Here is a 15,734-nt window from a genome sequence, read left to right as displayed (position 1 = left end):
GGAAAAGTAAACTTAGTTAATTCAAAATAGGAGCGTTGGTACTATGCAGTGCATTGAAACAAACAACTTACAACAGTTGTTAGAACAAGTAAAACCATATACAAAAAAAGGAAAACTTGCTACTTATATCCCCGAACTAGGAAATGCAAATCCAGACGATTTAGGGATTGCCATTTTCCATAAAGAAACAGAATATATCCATGCAGGCAACTCACAAACACTATTTACTCTTCAAAGTATTTCCAAAGTAATTACACTTGCCCTTGCCCTTTTAGACCGTGGTGAAGAATATGTATTTTCTAAAGTTGGAATGGAACCAACGGGTGACCCATTTAATTCTATTATTAAGTTAGAAACGACAAGTCCGTCCAAACCCCTTAATCCAATGATAAATGCAGGAGCATTAGCTATTACAAGCATGTTAGCAGGAAAAGATAACGAGGAAAAAATGGAACGTATTCTTCATTTTGTACGTGAAATAACAGATAATCCTACTATTAATTATTCCTCTAAAGTTGCCGATTCAGAACTAGAGACAGCTTACCTAAACCGTTCACTTTGTTATTATATGAAACAAAACGGAATTATCGATTGTGATATTGAAGAACTTATGGATTTATATACTCGTCAATGCGCAGTTGAAGTAAACTGCATCGATTTAGCACGTATCGGCTTAATTTTTGCAATGGATGGATATGATCCATATAAAAAGAAACAAATCATCCCTAAACATATTACAAAAATTTGCAAAACATTTATGGTCACATGTGGTATGTATAACGAATCTGGTGAATTTGCAATTCGTGTTGGTATTCCTGCAAAAAGCGGTGTAGCCGGTGGTATTTTTGGCTGCGTAAAAGGAGACATGGGAATCGGTATTTTCGGACCAGCTTTAGATGCAAACGGAAATAGTATTGCTGGTTTTAAAATTCTTGAACTTCTTTCTGCTCAAGAAGGTTGGAGCATTTTTTAATCGCGAGTTATCCTGCTATACTAGCAGGATTTTTTATTTCGCCAAAACCTCAATTTTGCGAGTTATCAATCTTCTTATAAAAACAGTGCTGAAAGTTTCTCTATATCATGCATATTTGTTCCCCCCTCCTGAATAATATAGTACAACCTAGCGCTATATGTGGAGGTGTGAAAGATGAAACTAATATTTCAAATGGGAAAACAACCTGTTCTTGAAAAAACAATCCTTCTTTTTATATTGAGTATTGTAGAAAGCTTGAAGTTAAAAGTTGTTTCACTCGACGAAGCTCACCGATACATATTCAATTTAGAAGTACTTGAATTATTAATGGATCGGAACATCGATGATCAAGTACTTGAACTTATTCATTTCGGGATGGGACTTGAAGACATTTATCATGTGCTTCCTGAAGAACTTGAGCATACGATTGAGGAATTAAAATGGCTTTGCATTCAAGTATTAAGTGAGTACAGTATGCATGAAGAATCGGAACAATTAATTGAAGATATACGGTAAAAAAGCACCTATGTAGGTGCTTTTAATGTTTTTTTAAACTATTTTTATACGCCTCAATATTTACTGGTAGCTCTTCCTCTTCCAAAGTATGTTCATTTACATCTTTATGAATGAACGCACCTTTAGGTGGTTGATGATCATGCCCTTTTTTCTTATGATCAAATGCTTTCCCGCGCCCCATACAAATCCCCCTTTCTTAAAAGAAATCCGTATTAGTATGGAGAAAAGTACGTCGATATATGCAATCCCTTGCTGTATTTCCAAGGAAATACTCGAACCTTGTTTTCTACTCTCCTTACAACAACTGATCAATCCCAATAAGAATTAATAACACTCCTGCGATAACTGTCGCCCATTTCCCTAAGTATTCTGCTAAAAATCGTTTTCCTACATACGCAAAACCACTAATACAAATAAAACTAAACACCCCAGAAATAGTCGCTGTCAGCCAAAGATTTAAATTTGTTATCCCAGCATCAAATCCACCTGCAATATTATTAATAGACAACGCAATCCCTAATACAATTGCTTCTGAAAAACTAATTGTTTTAGAACCATCAAAATCTGCTTTTTCTGGATCACGTAAAATTCCCATAAGTACATTACCATCTTTAGAGCCTACGGTATTTCTTTGCCCCAAGAAAGGCTGGCACAAAATAAACACCCCGATTATCCCTAAAACTATCGCTCCAATCAGGTTTGCTGTAAACTCTGAAATAAATAACGCAATCCAGTTCCCAAAAAATCCAGCTAATAAAGTAAATAAAAACCCAAAAAATGCGATGATAAAATTGTTGAACCACGAAATTCTAATTTTACGAATGCCATATGCAATCCCAACACCTGCATTATCTAAATTAGAAGCAATCCCGATTAAAAAAATTGAAAATAGACCTGCCGTACTCATAAATAGCCACCCCTTTTCCTCACTTTTCCATGCATCTTATGAAAATGTTGAGCAACTGTGCCTGTCTGTTTCATATACATGTAATAAATGCTCAACATTTTTTCAACAATAAAAAGGAGTGCCTTCGCTATGCCTAAAGAAAATCCAAATGAGCGGCTTAGTAGATTAATAAAAAAACTTTTAAAAGAACGTGCCTTATCTATGCGCCAACTCGGAATGCTTACAAATATTGATCCCGCAACAATCTCAAGAATTATGAATGGTAAACAACCGCCAAAACAAAAACACCTACAAAAATTCGCAGAATGTCTACAAGTTCCACCCCAATTGTTATTTGATGAAATGTATCCTGATTCTCCTCACATTAATAAAGAAAAGACGGATATGTACACATCTCTTGATACCATTCAGCAAACTCTGCAATCCTCTAACTTATTCGATTTCGATTACACTACAACTCGCGTAAAACAAGAACTCGAAAATTACGAACGCTATGCCCAGACAACAGAAGGCGAAAAACGTATTCATGACAGTTTTGCAAGCAAATTAGAGCAAATTGATAGTGCTGGTCCTTTTATTGAACAATTAACAGATATGTATCAACAATTTTGTAATGAAACCATTTCAAAAGAAGAACGTGCAGTTCTTGGGAGCGCATTACTTTATTTCATATTATCGACAGATATTATTCCCGACTATCTCTTTCCAATTGGCTATTTAGATGATGCGATTGCCGTTGAATTAGCGAAAGAGAAATTAATTGAACTAAAACGAAAGACATAGAAAAATAAAGAACTATTTCAGTTGTTTATATTCAACACTGAAATAGTTCAATAAAAAATCGTACAAGTATACATACTCGTACGATTTTACTGTACAAATCTATTTTTCCGTGTGGCACCATTCATATATAAATGCTGTTATCACTTTTGTAAATTCAATTAACTGTTCAACTTCAACTTTCTCATTTACAGAATGTGCTTCTTCTAATGTACCTGGTCCATATATAATCGCTGGAATATGAAATTCACTAAACCAACCACCATCCGTTACCGTTGCAGACATATCTAAAATTGCATTTTTAGAAAGAATTGATTCATGTACTGAGCTAAGCGTTTTTACAGCTGTATGTTCACTATCTATTTCTAAAGAAGGGAAAATTTCGCCACGATCCACAATCATTGATTCTCCGCCCCACTTAAATTGTGGTGGATTTTCACTTAGCCATGGATCGGCAGCTGCTACTTTACCGATATACTCTTCAATTTCTTTTATTATTTGTTCATGTGTTTCATTCGGATAAAAGTGCACTGTTATCCATAACCGGCACTCATCCGCAATAAAAGCTGCATGTCTTCCACCCTCAATAACAGCTGGATTAATTGTTGTTGTTCCAGACGGATAGCCTTCATATGTTTTCATAACTGCCCAATGACGCTCTAATTCTTGCAAACTTTGCACAATTTTCATCATTTTTTCAATTGCACTCGCTCCAAATAAACGTCCTCCAGCATGAATCATTTGCCTACGCGTTGCATCATGAAACGTTTGAGGGCTTTTCACAGTAATCCAGCCAGTAATTACGCCGCCCTGTCCTTGCATATGTAAATTACTCGTATCCACTACGACTGCAAAATCAGCATCATAACCTCTTTTGCAGCATTGAAGTGTACCAGCTTCTCCAACTTCTTCTCCAATTACGGATTGAAAGATTAAATCTCCAGGTAATTCAATACCAGCTTCTTGTAATAGCTGAATAGCAAATAGCGCTCCAGCTAGTCCCCCTTTCATATCAGCTGCACCACGTCCAACTAACCAACCATCTTTTATAAATGGCTCAAACGGATTTGTTTCCCACGCCTCATCTGCCGATACTTCAGCTACATCCATATGTCCATTAATAATAAGACTTTTATATGAGTCACTTTTTGCCCCTTTTTTCACACCAACAACGTTCGGATCATTAGGATATACATTCCATTTATCAATACTAAAATTTCGTTTTCTTAAAAAATCTGCAACAAATTCTTGCGCTTCATTTGTATTTCTCGCTGGTGGTGCTGGTGTTTCAAAACGAATTAATGTTTTTGTAAGTTCTAACAATTCCTCTTTCCTTGAATCTATTTGTTTTAACAACTGCGAAACTTCTGGATTCATCGCTAATTCCCCTTTGCATACATAGTATGTTTCCAGCTTTATTTTCACAAAAAAAGAGACTGTTTACAAATCTTACAGTCTCCAAATTAATTCATATTATAAGCTCTCTACTTCCGTCGTATTTGTCTTTTCAATATGTTCTACTTTACGTGCCTTATTTCTTGTCGCACGGTAAAACAGTAAACAAACAATCATAAATGGAATACCACAATACAATGCCATTCTTTGTTCTGGAATAAAGGCCATTCCAACGATTACTGTTAAATTTAATACTAATGCAAGAAGTGGTACAAATGGATACAATGGTGTTTTAAATTTCAATTCTTTCACATCCCCGCCCTGCTTTATGTATGACCTTCTAGCTAATAAGTTAGATAGAGCAATAGATGCCCAAACTAATATCGCCCCGAACCCGGCAATAGAAAGTAGCCATAAATAAACTGTATCTTCCGCATAAATACCTGATAGTAATGAAAGGCAGCCTACAATTGTACTTACAATCAATGCATAAATAGGAACACCGTTTTTAGATAACTTACCAAAAATCGGACTAATCATTCCTTGATTAGACATAGACCATAGCATACGAGAAGTTGCATATAACCCTGAATTCGCAACGGATAGCACTGCTGTAATGATAACAAAATTTATAATATCTGCTGCATAAGGAATACCAATTTTATCAAATACAACTACAAATGGACTTTCAATTACTCCCGCTTGTTGCCAAGGGAATAGTCCAGCAAGAATAAAAATAGATAGTACAAAGAAAACAAGTATACGCCAAACTGTATTGTTAATTGCCTTCGGGATTGTTTTCTCTGGATTTTCACTCTCACCTGCTGCAATACCAACTAATTCTGTTCCTTGGAAAGAAAAATTAACTGCAATCATCGTAATTAAAATGGCTGATAATCCATTGGGGAACAATCCACCATAATCAGTAAAACTAGAGAACATCGGTGCTGGTTCATTTCCTTTCATATCTAGAAAACCAAACATTGCTGCCCCGCCCAAAATAATAAATGCAATAATCGTAATTACTTTAATACTTGCAAACCAAAATTCAACTTCCGCAAAACTTCTTGAAGATAACGCATTAATAGCAAAGAGGAGTACTGCAAACACTACGCACCAAATCCATGAAGGTACATCAGGAAACCATCGTTTCATTAAAATACTAACTGCAATTAGTTCAATCCCTATCGTAGCTGACCAGTTTAACCATGACATCCATCCAACTACATAACCCGCTGCAGGGGAAATATGCTTCGTAGCATACGTTTGATAAGATCCTGCGTCAGGCATTGCAACAGCTAACTCTCCAAGACAGAGCATCGTTAAATACATAACAAATCCTCCAACAAGATATGCTACAATCGCTCCTCCAGGCCCAGCTTCATGAATTGTATACCCAGATCCTAAAAAAAGACCGGTACCAATAACGCCTCCAAGTGCAATCATAAATATGTGCCTGCTTTTCAATTCTCTTTTTAATCCTTGATTTTGATTCATCATATAAATCCCCCCTTTTCACTTTGTAAACCCATTTAATGTAAGCGTTTTTAAAATTATTCACCGTAAAAATAATGATTTAAAAGAGCAAAAATACACGTCACTTACATTAATCACTGCCTGTTACTAAAAGGTCATCCCTTACTGTTATTAATAACTTTTGATCAGCAATAGCTTGTCCTTCTACTACTTCTAATGATTCAATATAACCACTGATCCCTATCTTAATTTCTACTTTCTGTTTATCTATTGTTTCAATTAATGCTAATTTCTCCCACTCGTATACGTAAGAACTTTCCGTAACAAATAACTTCTCTACTTTCCCGTAACAAGGACTATACACGCATTCTATAACCGTCTTCACTTTATACACTCCTCCTTCTTATTAGTTGGTACTGAAACGTTGCATATCCCTCCTTTAGATATATCAATTATTATTTATGCAAAATGCGTACCAATCTCCAATTCCTATTTAAAATGAAGGTTTCTCAAAAAAAAAACTTCATAACCGCAAAATTTTTCTATCATTTCAGAGATTTTAAAAGGAAAATAGCAAAAAATTTTTGCGATTTTATAAGAATTTTAATAAAATTATAAAAAGTCAGTCTTCATAGGGTGGAATGAGGAGAAGATAATCTATGCGTACAGAAGAAATTAATTTAAAACAGATCATTGAAATGAATATGCTATATGAAACTTTACTCAATGAACTCGACATCGGAATTCATATTATTAACGAGGAAAGTAAGACGATTATCTATAACCGCAAAATGATGGAAATTGAATCAATGGAGCGCTCAGATGTGCTATATAAAAGTCCTTTAGAAGTATTCGCATTTGAGGAAAATAAAAATAGTACTCTTATAGAGGCATTAAAATTTGGAAAAACAAAGAAAAATATAAAACAAACGTATTTTAACAATAAAGGACAAGAAATTACAACGATTAACGATACTTTCCCTATAATAGAAAATGGAAAAATTAAAGGCGCTATTGAAATATCAAAAGAAATTAGTAACTTAAAGCAAACGATAAAAATAGGTCCTTCTCGAAAACAAAGTACTAAATTTACCTTTGATCACATAATTGGTGATTCTGAAGCCATTCAATCAATCATTACAGAAGGAAAAAGAGTAATTCGTACATCTTCCTCCATACTTCTAGTAGGAGAAACAGGCACTGGTAAAGAACTATTTGCACAAAGCATCCATAATGAAAGTCAGCGTTCAACAAAACCCTTTATTTCACAAAACTGTGCCGCTATACCTGATACCTTAATGGAAAGCCTACTATTTGGCACAAATCGAGGTGCCTTTACAGGAGCAATAGATAAATCAGGCTTATTCGAAGAAGCAAACGGAGGAACTTTGTTATTAGATGAAATCAATTCATTAAGCCCAATACTTCAAGCTAAGTTGCTGCGGGCTATACAAGAAAAAACAATACGAAGAATCGGAGGTACACACGAAAAAGAAATTGATGTTCGCATTATAGCAACTATCAATGAAGATCCCTTTGAAGCCATCGCACATAATCGATTAAGAGAAGACTTATATTACCGATTAAGCGTCGTTACTTTATGTCTTCCGCCTTTACGTGAAAGAAAAGAAGATATTCCAGCTCTTGTTCAGCACTTTATTGAAAAATATAATACTCAATTCGGGCTCAACGTAACCGATGTAGATGTAAATGTAAGAGAATTTTTCTATGCCTACGATTGGCCTGGAAACGTACGGGAGTTGGAACATATAATTGAAGGTTCCATGAACTTGATAGAAGATGAAACCATCATTACAGCGTTTCATCTTCCTACTCGCTTTCGCGAACGAATAAAAACAGAATTCAATATGCAACATGCACTAACTACTCACAATACTGATGCACCTAAAACTTTAAAACACACAATAGAAAAAATGGAAAAGAACTACATTAACCAAATTCTTAAAGAGAATCATGGCAACATCTCACAAGCTGCAAAATTTTTAGGATTAAGTAGGCAAAACTTACAATATCGAATTAAAAAACTGCATTTACACATATGAAATAAACATGTCTCCAAGTGTAAAAATGAATTGGTAAAATATGTTATAATAAACATATAACATGCTAGAAAGGGGCTATATATATGAGTAATGATAAAAAATTAAAGTTATTACAATACTTATACTTTTTCCCTGCCATGCTCTGTATGATGTTATTCATTAATGCCGATGTAAGCAGCTCTCCTTATGCAAAGCTATTAGGAACAATTTTTGGCTCCTTTGCAGCTATTATGCTTGCTGCTTTTTGGAATTTGAAGATACGTATAAAAAACGAAAAATCTTCTTAATACTAAAAAAATCGAGCTACTTAGCCCGATTTTTTTATTTGCCATTAAAACTCAACATTCTCTAAATACAACCCACTTGCCTCAGCAAGACAATTAATTTGATTGCGCTGCTTTTCCTCTAAAATGTTTGGAATTGCTTCAGCATCTAATTGTCCTAATCCAACTTCAATTAATGCCCCGACAATTTTTCTTACCATATTATGAAGGAAGCCGTTACCACTTACTCTAATTTGTACAAACCCTGCCTCTTCCATCACATCAAGTGTATATACTTCTCGAACCATAGATTTTTTCTTTGATTTCGCATTTGAAAAAGCAGTAAAGTCATGTGAACCAACTAAATGTTTTGCAGCTGCTTTCATGCTTTTCACATTTAATTTTTTATTCACATGCATGCTGTATTTACGCATAAATGGATTTGTATGCTCTTCATTCCAAATTTTATACAGATATGTTTTTGCTTTAGAATTGTAACGAGCATGAAAACGATCATGTACTTCTTCCACATTCGTAATGCTAATATCGTTAGGTAAATATTGATTTAAATATTTTTTCACTTTATGTTCCACTAACTTCTCATCACTTTGAAAGTTAGCAACTTGATTCAAAGCATGTACACCAGCGTCTGTTCTACTACAACCGATAATTTCAATTTCTTTTCCGACCATTTCAGATATGACACTTTCGATTTTTCCTTGAATTGTATTATCGTTATTACCAAGACGTTGCCATCCTTTAAAACGTGCGCCGTCGTACTGAATCGTTAATTTATAATTATGCATAATATTCTCCTTCATAGAAAATATTCCCTCATACCATGAGGGAATATTAATAAACTTTACTTTCTAACAAGCTTCACTACATTTTCTACGTGAGCTGTATGCGGGAACATATCAACTGGTTGCACATACTCCACTTCATAGCTCTTCATTAATGCTTGTACATCACGTGCTAATGAAGAAGGATTACAAGACACGTACACAACTTGTTTCGGCTTCACTTTTAAAATTGTTTCCAGTAATTTATCATCGCAACCTGTACGTGGTGGGTCGACAACAATTACATCTGGACGCCATCCTTCTTTTACCCATTTCGGTAACCATTGTTCAGCTTTACCTGCTTCATATTTCGTATTTGTAAATCCGTGACGCTTTGCATTTTTTCTTGCATCTGCAATTGCTTCTGGAATTACATCCATACCACGTACTTCCGCTGCATCATTTGCAAGCCAAAGACCGATTGTACCAACACCACAGTACGCATCCACAATCTTCTCGTTTCCTGTTAACGCAGCTGCTTTTTTCGCTTCATTATACAAAACAACTGTTTGCTCTGGATTCAACTGGAAGAATGCACGTGCTGATAATTCAAATGATAAATCGCCAAGTGTTTCTTGAATGACTTCTTTTCCAGCTAATTTAAATGTCTTGTCGCCAAAAATAACAGATGTTTTACGCCAGTTTACATTTTGCATAATTGATTTAACCGCTGGCATCTGTTTTTGTACTTCTGCAATAAATTGTTCTTTATTTGGTAATTCTTCTTTTGTTGTAATAAGTGTAACTTGTACTTCCCCTGTTTGAACTGCAGTACGTGTTACAATTGTGCGTACTAAACCTTTTTGTTTTTTCTCATTGTAAATAGAAACATTTAATTTTTCTAAAATACGTCTTACAACTTTTGTCGCTTCATTCGTTGCTTTATGTTGAATCATACAGTGAGCGATATCAATTAACTGATGTGAGTTTTGTTTATACAGCCCTGTAATAACCTTTTCGTCTTTACGCCCCACTTGTAATTGACTCTTATTACGATAATGCCATGGATTTTCCATGCCAAGCGTTGGGCGAATTTTCTCTTCCATACTATTTTTCATGTACTTCTCAAATGCTTGTACAACGATATCACGCTTTTGATTCAATTGTTCTTTATAATCTAAATGTTGCAGCTGACAACCGCCACACTCCTCATATACTGGACACGGTGCTTTCACACGATGCGGTGAAGCTTTACGAACTTTTTTCACTTTCGCTTCAGCGAAGCCACGCTGAATTTTCGTTGTTTCTGCAACAACTTCTTCTCCTGGTAATGCCCCTGGAATAAAAACAACTTGTCTCTTAAAATAACCAACGCCTTCTCCGTTAATCCCAAGACGTTTAATTGTCACAGGAAACGTTTGACCAACTTCCAACTTACTCTCATGTTGCTTTTGTATCATTATTACACCTCTACTCTATACTTTTCCATAAATATAACGCTGCATAACTGCAGTATGGTTCACACTCTTGTTTCACTTTTTCTAAAAATGCATCATCAGGTTTATCATCTAATTGAAATATACCTTGCACTGCACGCTGAATCCCAATGTCCGCTTTCGGGAACATATTTTTCCGTCCAAGCCCAAACATTAAAAAGTTTTGCACTGTCCATGCACCAATTCCCCTAATTGGCAACAATTGTGCTGAAATGTCTTCTTCCGTCCCATTTTCTATACTCGCTAAATTTAATGTACCACTGACAATACTTCGACCTAATCCTACTATATATTCAGCCTTTCGCTGACTAAACTTCTGCTCTCTCAATTCTTCTATTGAAATATTTGCTACTATTTCCGGAGTGGGGAAAAAGAATACACCGTTCTTCTCTGTTCCATACCGTTTCACAAATTGTTCTGTTAACACAGTAGCAAATTTCAAATTTATTTGTTGGTGAATGATACAGCGAAGCAGACAAGCAAAATAATCAAATTCTAAAATAATTGGAGTATAAGCATATGTTTCAAATAGTGGACGTAATGATGTGTTTAAAAAATGATTTTGTATATCTTGAAACGGTTCATTCCAATGAAAAATGGCCCTCATTCGTTTCATGACTTTCTCTGGATCTCCTGTCTGACTAGAAATCCAAAACTGTGGATTTTGAACAGTACCAATCCCTTGTAAGCGAACAACAACCTGTTCCTCGTCTATACAAAGCGGGATATAAATAACTTTCTCATCTAATTGAATGACGCTAAGAGGATCAAAAGATAAACGTTTTAATACTTCTTCAAAATGATACGGATACTCTAACGTAACATGTTCGCTCCACATACGTTTCCCCATCCTTTTTACACATCATTATAGCATGAGAAAACCGTAAGCATACATGCTTACGGTTGATTGCCTTTTACTAAGTCATCTAGACTTTTAAAATGATACCCTTTCTCGCGCAAATCATCAATGATTTTCGCAAGTGCTTCTGCATTATCTTTTGATATTGCATGAAGTAATAAAATAGATCCTGGATGAATCATCGTCATAACATTATTATGCGCATATTGCCACCCTCTTTGCTGATCCACTTTCCAATCCAAAAATGCAAGTGACCAAAATACATTATAATAGCCCATTTCTTTCGTAAGAGCTAACGTTCTTTCACTAAATACACCGCGCGGAGGACGTACATATTTCACTTCTTTTTGCCCAGTTACTTTTTTAATTTCTTCCGTTACACTTGTTAATTCTTCACGAAGTTTCTCATCATTTACCGCTGTAAAATCAGGATGACTCCAAGAATGGTTTCCAATAATATGTCCTTCATCCTTCATTCTTAACAATAAATCTTTTTGTGTTTTAATGTAATGCCCCGTTACAAAGAAAGTTGCTGGTACTTTTTTCTCTTTTAATACATCTAATATTTTCCCTGTGTATCCATTCTCATATCCATTATCAAATGTTAAATAAATATCTTTTTTCTTCGTATCCCCTAAATAAAACCCGCCATTTTTTTGTAGTAAATCTGTATATAACTTTCCTGCATCTGGTACTGTTTCATTTTTAGGACGCGGGATTCCCCAGTTATGTGGAGTATTTGTATAAGCCAGTGCTGAAACTGGAACAAGTGCCATCATAATTGAAAAAATGAGACCGATATATAACCATTTATATTTCATAAATAGTCTCCTTTCCATATATAATCGTACTTGTAGTTTCTGTTGCTACACATTCTTTCATGCTGAACATGTTTTTCTATATATACCAAAAAAATGCATCTCGAATCATTCGAGATGCATTTTTTATTTACTTAAATACTGGCTCTTTAAAGCTAGCTAATTTTTCAAGTGATGTTTTATCAACATCTGCATGTAAGCTATTACCATGAGAGTCCATCGTTACAACTGCTTTAAACCCGTCGATACGTAAATGCCACATTGCTTCTGGAATACCAAATTGTAAGAAATCAACATCTTTCACTTCTTTAATACATTCAGCATAATATTGCGCTGCACCACCGATTGCGTTTAAATATACACCGCCGTGTTCTTCTAAAGCCGCTAATGTTTTCGCACCCATACCGCCTTTTCCAATGACAGCGCGAATACCGAATTTCTTCATAATATCGCCTTGGTACGGTTCTTCACGAATACTTGTCGTTGGACCTGCCGCTTTAATTTGCCAATTGTCATTTTCATCTTTCACAACAACTGGACCACAGTGGTAAATAATTTGTCCATTTAAATCTACTGGACAATCATTATCCATTAAATGCTTATGGATTGCGTCACGACCTGTATACATCATGCCATTAATTGTTACAACATCACCAACGCGAAGTTCACGAATTTGCTCTTCTGTAATTGGTGCTTGTAATACAATCTCACGTTGCTCTGTTTTTTCTTGTACTTCATGCTGAAGTGTATCTTCACCTTCTTGATATAGCCAATCCATAATGTCTCCTGTTTCAGGATGGATTTTCACACCAAGGCGACGATATGCCCAGCAATTATACGCAACAGATACATAGAAACTAGCTGGCAAACGATTATAGACGCCAATTTTACAACCAAGTAAAGTTGTTTCTCCGCCAAATCCCATCGTACCAATGCCAAGCTTATTCGCATTTTCTAATACGTACTCTTCAAGATGTTGTAACTCTGGTACTGGATTGACATCATCTAATGTACGGAATAATTGATTTTTTGCCAATTCATAACCTGATGTGCGGTCTCCCCCGATACCAACACCAATTACACCAGCGCTACATCCTTGCCCTTGTGCTTGATATACTGCATGAAGAAGGCATTTACGAATCCCTTCTAAATCACGGCCAGCTCGTCCAAGTCCTTCTAGTTCACACGGTAAGCTATATTGAATATTTTTATTCTCACAGCCACCACCTTTTAGGATTAAACGTGCATCAATATAATCTTTTTCCCATTGTTCAAACTTAATCACCGGTGTACCTGGTCCTAAATTATTTCCACTATTATCTCCAAAAAGAGAATCAACAGAATTGGGACGAAGTTTACCATCTTTTGTCGCCCGCTCAAGCGCATTATAGATAGCTTCCTTCAACTTTAATTGATTCACACCAACTGGTGTATAAATTTTAAACGTTGGCATCCCTGTATCTTGGCAAATCGGCGAGATGTTATCATCAGCCATTTTAATATTATTTGTAATTGTGCCAAGTGCCATCGCAGAACGAGTCCCTGCATTTTCTCGCTCTTTCGCTTGTTGAATCGCACGACGAACATCTTTCGGTAAGTTCGTTGACGTTTCAACAATTAGTTGATACATGCTTTCTTGAAGCTTTTCCATTGTTACTTCCCCCTCAATTGTGAACGCTACCAAAACGTTATGAGCTGAAAATTCAATTGTTATGCTCTTTAGCTATTTATTTGTTTCACGCTATTAGAGCATAAATGAAATTTTTCACAACTTGATTATACCTCTTTTTCTATCGTCCTTCTATTACCCGAACAGAAAAAGGCTACCAAATTGGAATTGGTAGCCTTTTTAATATATTATTCGTCTTTTTTAAATTGCTCACATTTTAATTCTAATTCATCTAACATTGCAAGAAGACGATCTACATCTTCTAATTCAACTTCTTCAGGTTCAATTGTATCAATTACTTCAATGAACATATTTAAACGTTCTTTTAAATATACTAATTGTGTATCTTTATCTTGAATTGCTTTTCCCATGAAGGCACTCTCCTTTTAATTCGAGTTGCTTTTATTATACCGCAAAAACGATTGCTATGGGCATGAAATTTCATCAATTTTGTCACAGTCTTCCACTATAATGTAAGCCCTCTCTCTTTCCATGCTAAAAAGTTTCACTTTATAAAAAGCACATATTCTTCTATTATAGAGAATGGACAAATTGTTATTTCAATAGTCAAAGGAGTATTTCATATGACGATATCACAAAAAATGAAGCCGATTACTCCTTCTTACGATCCATGGGAAGCGTATATGGACCTTGAAGAGTACGGCAAACTACTATTAACAAATGTTGAATTTACAACGACGACGTTATGCAACATGCGCTGTGAGCATTGCGCTGTTGGTTACACGTTACAGCCGAAAGACCCAAATCCGCTTCCGATGGATCTTTTATTAAAACGATTAGATGAGATTCCTCATTTACGTTCTTTAAGTATTACTGGCGGCGAACCTATGCTTTCAAAAAAATCCGTCGACAACTATGTAACACCACTCTTAAAATATGCCCATGAACGAGGCGTTCGCACTCAAATCAACTCTAACTTAACTATAGATTTAGCACGTTACGAACAGATTATTCCTTATTTAGACGTATTGCATATATCTCATAACTGGGGAACAATTGATGACTTCGTTGAAGGCGGATTTGCAATGATGGAGCGTAAGCCTACTTACGAACAACGTGCAAAATTATTTGAAAGAATGATTACAAATAGTAAGGCTCTATCAGATGCAGGTGTACTTGTATCGGCCGAAACAATGCTAAACAAAAGAACTCTACCACATATTGAACATATTCACCGCCAAATCGTCGAAGAGATGGGCTGTAAACGTCATGAAGTTCATCCAATGTATCCAAGTGACTTCGCGAGTAATCTAGAGATTTTAACAAAAGCTGAAATTCGTGATGCGATTGAACATTTACTAGAAATTCGCGATGAAAATGTATGGATGCTATTTGGAACTTTACCTTTCTATGCTTGTAGCGATGACGAAAAAGACATAGCTACATTTAAAAAATTGCAAGAGAGCAAAAATGTAACTGTTCGTAATGATCCAGATGGCCGTTCTCGTTTAAATGTAAATATTTTCGATGGAAATATTATTGTGACGGACTTTGGTGATGTTCCACTTCTAGGAAACATACAAACAAACACATTACAAGAAGCGTATGAAAAATGGAGCACTTCAAAAACAGCAAAATCATTAAGCTGCCACTGTCCTGCAGTAAAATGTCTTGGACCAAATGTTCTTGTAAAAAACAGCTACTATCCGACAGAAGATTTCTTATCAAAAACAGCAAACATTACATTATAAAAAAAACGTCAGCTTATAAGCTGAC

Annotated in this window: 17 protein-coding genes; 6 read left to right on the top strand and 11 right to left on the bottom strand. The window is 35.4% G+C overall.

The window, feature by feature from the left end:
• The first annotated feature begins 43 nt into the window (after positions 1-43).
• Together glsA and BLT20_RS22215 are read left to right on the top strand one after the other, a co-directional pair.
• The gene (gene glsA / locus BLT20_RS22225) at positions 44-973 is read left to right on the top strand and encodes a glutaminase A (protein WP_001149850.1); all 930 of its coding nucleotides are present in this window, start codon (positions 44-46) and stop codon (positions 971-973) included.
• Positions 974-1,147: 174 nt separating this feature from the next.
• Positions 1,148-1,489 carry a DUF3969 family protein gene (locus BLT20_RS22215; RefSeq protein WP_000766604.1) on the top strand — a complete coding sequence of 114 codons (342 nt, stop codon included), beginning with the start codon at positions 1,148-1,150 and terminating at the stop codon, positions 1,487-1,489.
• Between the two features lie 22 nt (positions 1,490-1,511).
• On the opposite strand, the gene BLT20_RS30630 is transcribed toward BLT20_RS22215, so the two are convergent.
• Both BLT20_RS30630 and ytaF read right to left on the bottom strand, forming a co-directional pair.
• On the bottom strand, positions 1,512-1,670 hold the full coding sequence (locus BLT20_RS30630; protein WP_000532409.1) for a hypothetical protein: 159 nt from the start codon (positions 1,668-1,670) through the stop codon (positions 1,512-1,514).
• Positions 1,671-1,784: 114 nt separating this feature from the next.
• Positions 1,785-2,396 (bottom strand): sporulation membrane protein YtaF, encoded by a 612-nt coding sequence (gene ytaF / locus BLT20_RS22205; RefSeq protein ID WP_000100724.1) that lies wholly within the window; start codon positions 2,394-2,396, stop codon positions 1,785-1,787.
• 129 nt (positions 2,397-2,525) lie between these two features.
• Between ytaF and BLT20_RS22200 the strand changes: the two genes are divergently transcribed.
• Complete coding sequence (locus BLT20_RS22200; RefSeq protein WP_001123715.1) at positions 2,526-3,179, top strand: helix-turn-helix domain-containing protein; 654 nt, start codon at positions 2,526-2,528, stop codon at positions 3,177-3,179.
• 99 nt (positions 3,180-3,278) lie between these two features.
• Here the strand turns inward: BLT20_RS22200 and BLT20_RS22195 are convergent, their stop codons facing one another.
• The 3 genes from BLT20_RS22195 to BLT20_RS22185 all read right to left on the bottom strand — a co-directional run bounded on the left by BLT20_RS22195 (position 3,279) and on the right by BLT20_RS22185 (position 6,432).
• Positions 3,279-4,553, bottom strand: coding sequence for an acetylornithine deacetylase (locus BLT20_RS22195; protein ID WP_001067760.1), 1,275 nt, complete (start codon positions 4,551-4,553; stop codon positions 3,279-3,281).
• 96 nt (positions 4,554-4,649) lie between these two features.
• The gene (locus BLT20_RS22190; RefSeq protein WP_000981865.1) at positions 4,650-6,071 is read right to left on the bottom strand and encodes an amino acid permease; all 1,422 of its coding nucleotides are present in this window, start codon (positions 6,069-6,071) and stop codon (positions 4,650-4,652) included.
• 106 nt (positions 6,072-6,177) lie between these two features.
• A complete protein-coding gene (locus tag BLT20_RS22185) occupies positions 6,178-6,432 on the bottom strand; it encodes a biotin/lipoyl attachment domain-containing protein (RefSeq protein ID WP_000859480.1) in 255 nt (84 codons plus the stop codon).
• A gap of 274 nt (positions 6,433-6,706) precedes the next feature.
• Between BLT20_RS22185 and BLT20_RS22180 the strand changes: the two genes are divergently transcribed.
• Both BLT20_RS22180 and BLT20_RS22175 read left to right on the top strand, forming a co-directional pair.
• Positions 6,707-8,110 carry a sigma-54 interaction domain-containing protein gene (locus tag BLT20_RS22180; protein ID WP_001258445.1) on the top strand — a complete coding sequence of 468 codons (1,404 nt, stop codon included), beginning with the start codon at positions 6,707-6,709 and terminating at the stop codon, positions 8,108-8,110.
• Between the two features lie 83 nt (positions 8,111-8,193).
• Positions 8,194-8,397 (top strand): hypothetical protein, encoded by a 204-nt coding sequence (locus BLT20_RS22175; RefSeq protein WP_000063860.1) that lies wholly within the window; start codon positions 8,194-8,196, stop codon positions 8,395-8,397.
• A gap of 44 nt (positions 8,398-8,441) precedes the next feature.
• On the opposite strand, the gene truA is transcribed toward BLT20_RS22175, so the two are convergent.
• The 6 genes from truA to BLT20_RS22145 form a co-directional block, all read right to left on the bottom strand.
• Complete coding sequence (gene truA / locus BLT20_RS22170) at positions 8,442-9,179, bottom strand: tRNA pseudouridine(38-40) synthase TruA (protein ID WP_000553118.1); 738 nt, start codon at positions 9,177-9,179, stop codon at positions 8,442-8,444.
• Between the two features lie 56 nt (positions 9,180-9,235).
• Positions 9,236-10,615 (bottom strand): 23S rRNA (uracil(1939)-C(5))-methyltransferase RlmD, encoded by a 1,380-nt coding sequence (rlmD, locus tag BLT20_RS22165; RefSeq protein ID WP_000615206.1) that lies wholly within the window; start codon positions 10,613-10,615, stop codon positions 9,236-9,238.
• A gap of 10 nt (positions 10,616-10,625) precedes the next feature.
• On the bottom strand, positions 10,626-11,489 hold the full coding sequence (locus BLT20_RS22160; protein WP_000269454.1) for a DNA-3-methyladenine glycosylase family protein: 864 nt from the start codon (positions 11,487-11,489) through the stop codon (positions 10,626-10,628).
• Between the two features lie 59 nt (positions 11,490-11,548).
• Positions 11,549-12,331: a delta-lactam-biosynthetic de-N-acetylase gene (pdaA, locus tag BLT20_RS22155; RefSeq protein ID WP_000875956.1), complete on the bottom strand. Its 783-nt coding sequence runs from the start codon at positions 12,329-12,331 to the stop codon at positions 11,549-11,551.
• Between the two features lie 127 nt (positions 12,332-12,458).
• The gene (gene fumA / locus BLT20_RS22150) at positions 12,459-13,979 is read right to left on the bottom strand and encodes a class I fumarate hydratase (protein ID WP_000413523.1); all 1,521 of its coding nucleotides are present in this window, start codon (positions 13,977-13,979) and stop codon (positions 12,459-12,461) included.
• 206 nt (positions 13,980-14,185) lie between these two features.
• Positions 14,186-14,368, bottom strand: a complete 183-nt coding sequence (locus tag BLT20_RS22145) for an SE1561 family protein (RefSeq protein ID WP_000513558.1) — start codon at positions 14,366-14,368, stop codon at positions 14,186-14,188.
• Between the two features lie 213 nt (positions 14,369-14,581).
• Between BLT20_RS22145 and yfkAB the strand changes: the two genes are divergently transcribed.
• Positions 14,582-15,709 (top strand): radical SAM/CxCxxxxC motif protein YfkAB, encoded by a 1,128-nt coding sequence (yfkAB, locus tag BLT20_RS22140; RefSeq protein ID WP_000156016.1) that lies wholly within the window; start codon positions 14,582-14,584, stop codon positions 15,707-15,709.
• Positions 15,710-15,734: the final 25 nt, after the last annotated feature.

The organism is Bacillus sp. cl96 (assembly GCF_900100505.1).
GTDB lineage: Bacteria > Bacillota > Bacilli > Bacillales > Bacillaceae_G > Bacillus_A > Bacillus_A cereus.
The sequence above is the reverse complement of the archived record's forward strand: the minus strand, read 5'-3'. Positions and strand labels throughout refer to the sequence as shown.

Bases quoted from the DNA above. Each gene is read 5' to 3' on its own strand.
- BLT20_RS22190 (WP_000981865.1), bottom strand. From the start codon at position 6,071: ATGATGAATCAAAATCAAGGATTAAAAAGAGAATTGAAAAGCAGGCAC.
- ytaF (WP_000100724.1), bottom strand. From the start codon at position 2,396: ATGAGTACGGCAGGTCTATTTTCAATTTTTTTAATCGGGATTGCTTCT.
- BLT20_RS22195 (WP_001067760.1), bottom strand. From the start codon at position 4,553: ATGAATCCAGAAGTTTCGCAGTTGTTAAAACAAATAGATTCAAGGAAA.
- fumA (WP_000413523.1), bottom strand. From the start codon at position 13,979: ATGGAAAAGCTTCAAGAAAGCATGTATCAACTAATTGTTGAAACGTCA.
- BLT20_RS22160 (WP_000269454.1), bottom strand. From the start codon at position 11,489: ATGTGGAGCGAACATGTTACGTTAGAGTATCCGTATCATTTTGAAGAA.
- truA (WP_000553118.1), bottom strand. From the start codon at position 9,179: ATGCATAATTATAAATTAACGATTCAGTACGACGGCGCACGTTTTAAA.
- BLT20_RS30630 (WP_000532409.1), bottom strand. From the start codon at position 1,670: ATGGGGCGCGGGAAAGCATTTGATCATAAGAAAAAAGGGCATGATCAT.
- BLT20_RS22200 (WP_001123715.1), top strand. From the start codon at position 2,526: ATGCCTAAAGAAAATCCAAATGAGCGGCTTAGTAGATTAATAAAAAAA.
- BLT20_RS22215 (WP_000766604.1), top strand. From the start codon at position 1,148: ATGAAACTAATATTTCAAATGGGAAAACAACCTGTTCTTGAAAAAACA.
- BLT20_RS22180 (WP_001258445.1), top strand. From the start codon at position 6,707: ATGCGTACAGAAGAAATTAATTTAAAACAGATCATTGAAATGAATATG.
- BLT20_RS22175 (WP_000063860.1), top strand. From the start codon at position 8,194: ATGAGTAATGATAAAAAATTAAAGTTATTACAATACTTATACTTTTTC.
- glsA (WP_001149850.1), top strand. From the start codon at position 44: ATGCAGTGCATTGAAACAAACAACTTACAACAGTTGTTAGAACAAGTA.
- pdaA (WP_000875956.1), bottom strand. From the start codon at position 12,331: ATGAAATATAAATGGTTATATATCGGTCTCATTTTTTCAATTATGATG.
- rlmD (WP_000615206.1), bottom strand. From the start codon at position 10,615: ATGATACAAAAGCAACATGAGAGTAAGTTGGAAGTTGGTCAAACGTTT.
- BLT20_RS22145 (WP_000513558.1), bottom strand. From the start codon at position 14,368: ATGGGAAAAGCAATTCAAGATAAAGATACACAATTAGTATATTTAAAA.
- yfkAB (WP_000156016.1), top strand. From the start codon at position 14,582: ATGACGATATCACAAAAAATGAAGCCGATTACTCCTTCTTACGATCCA.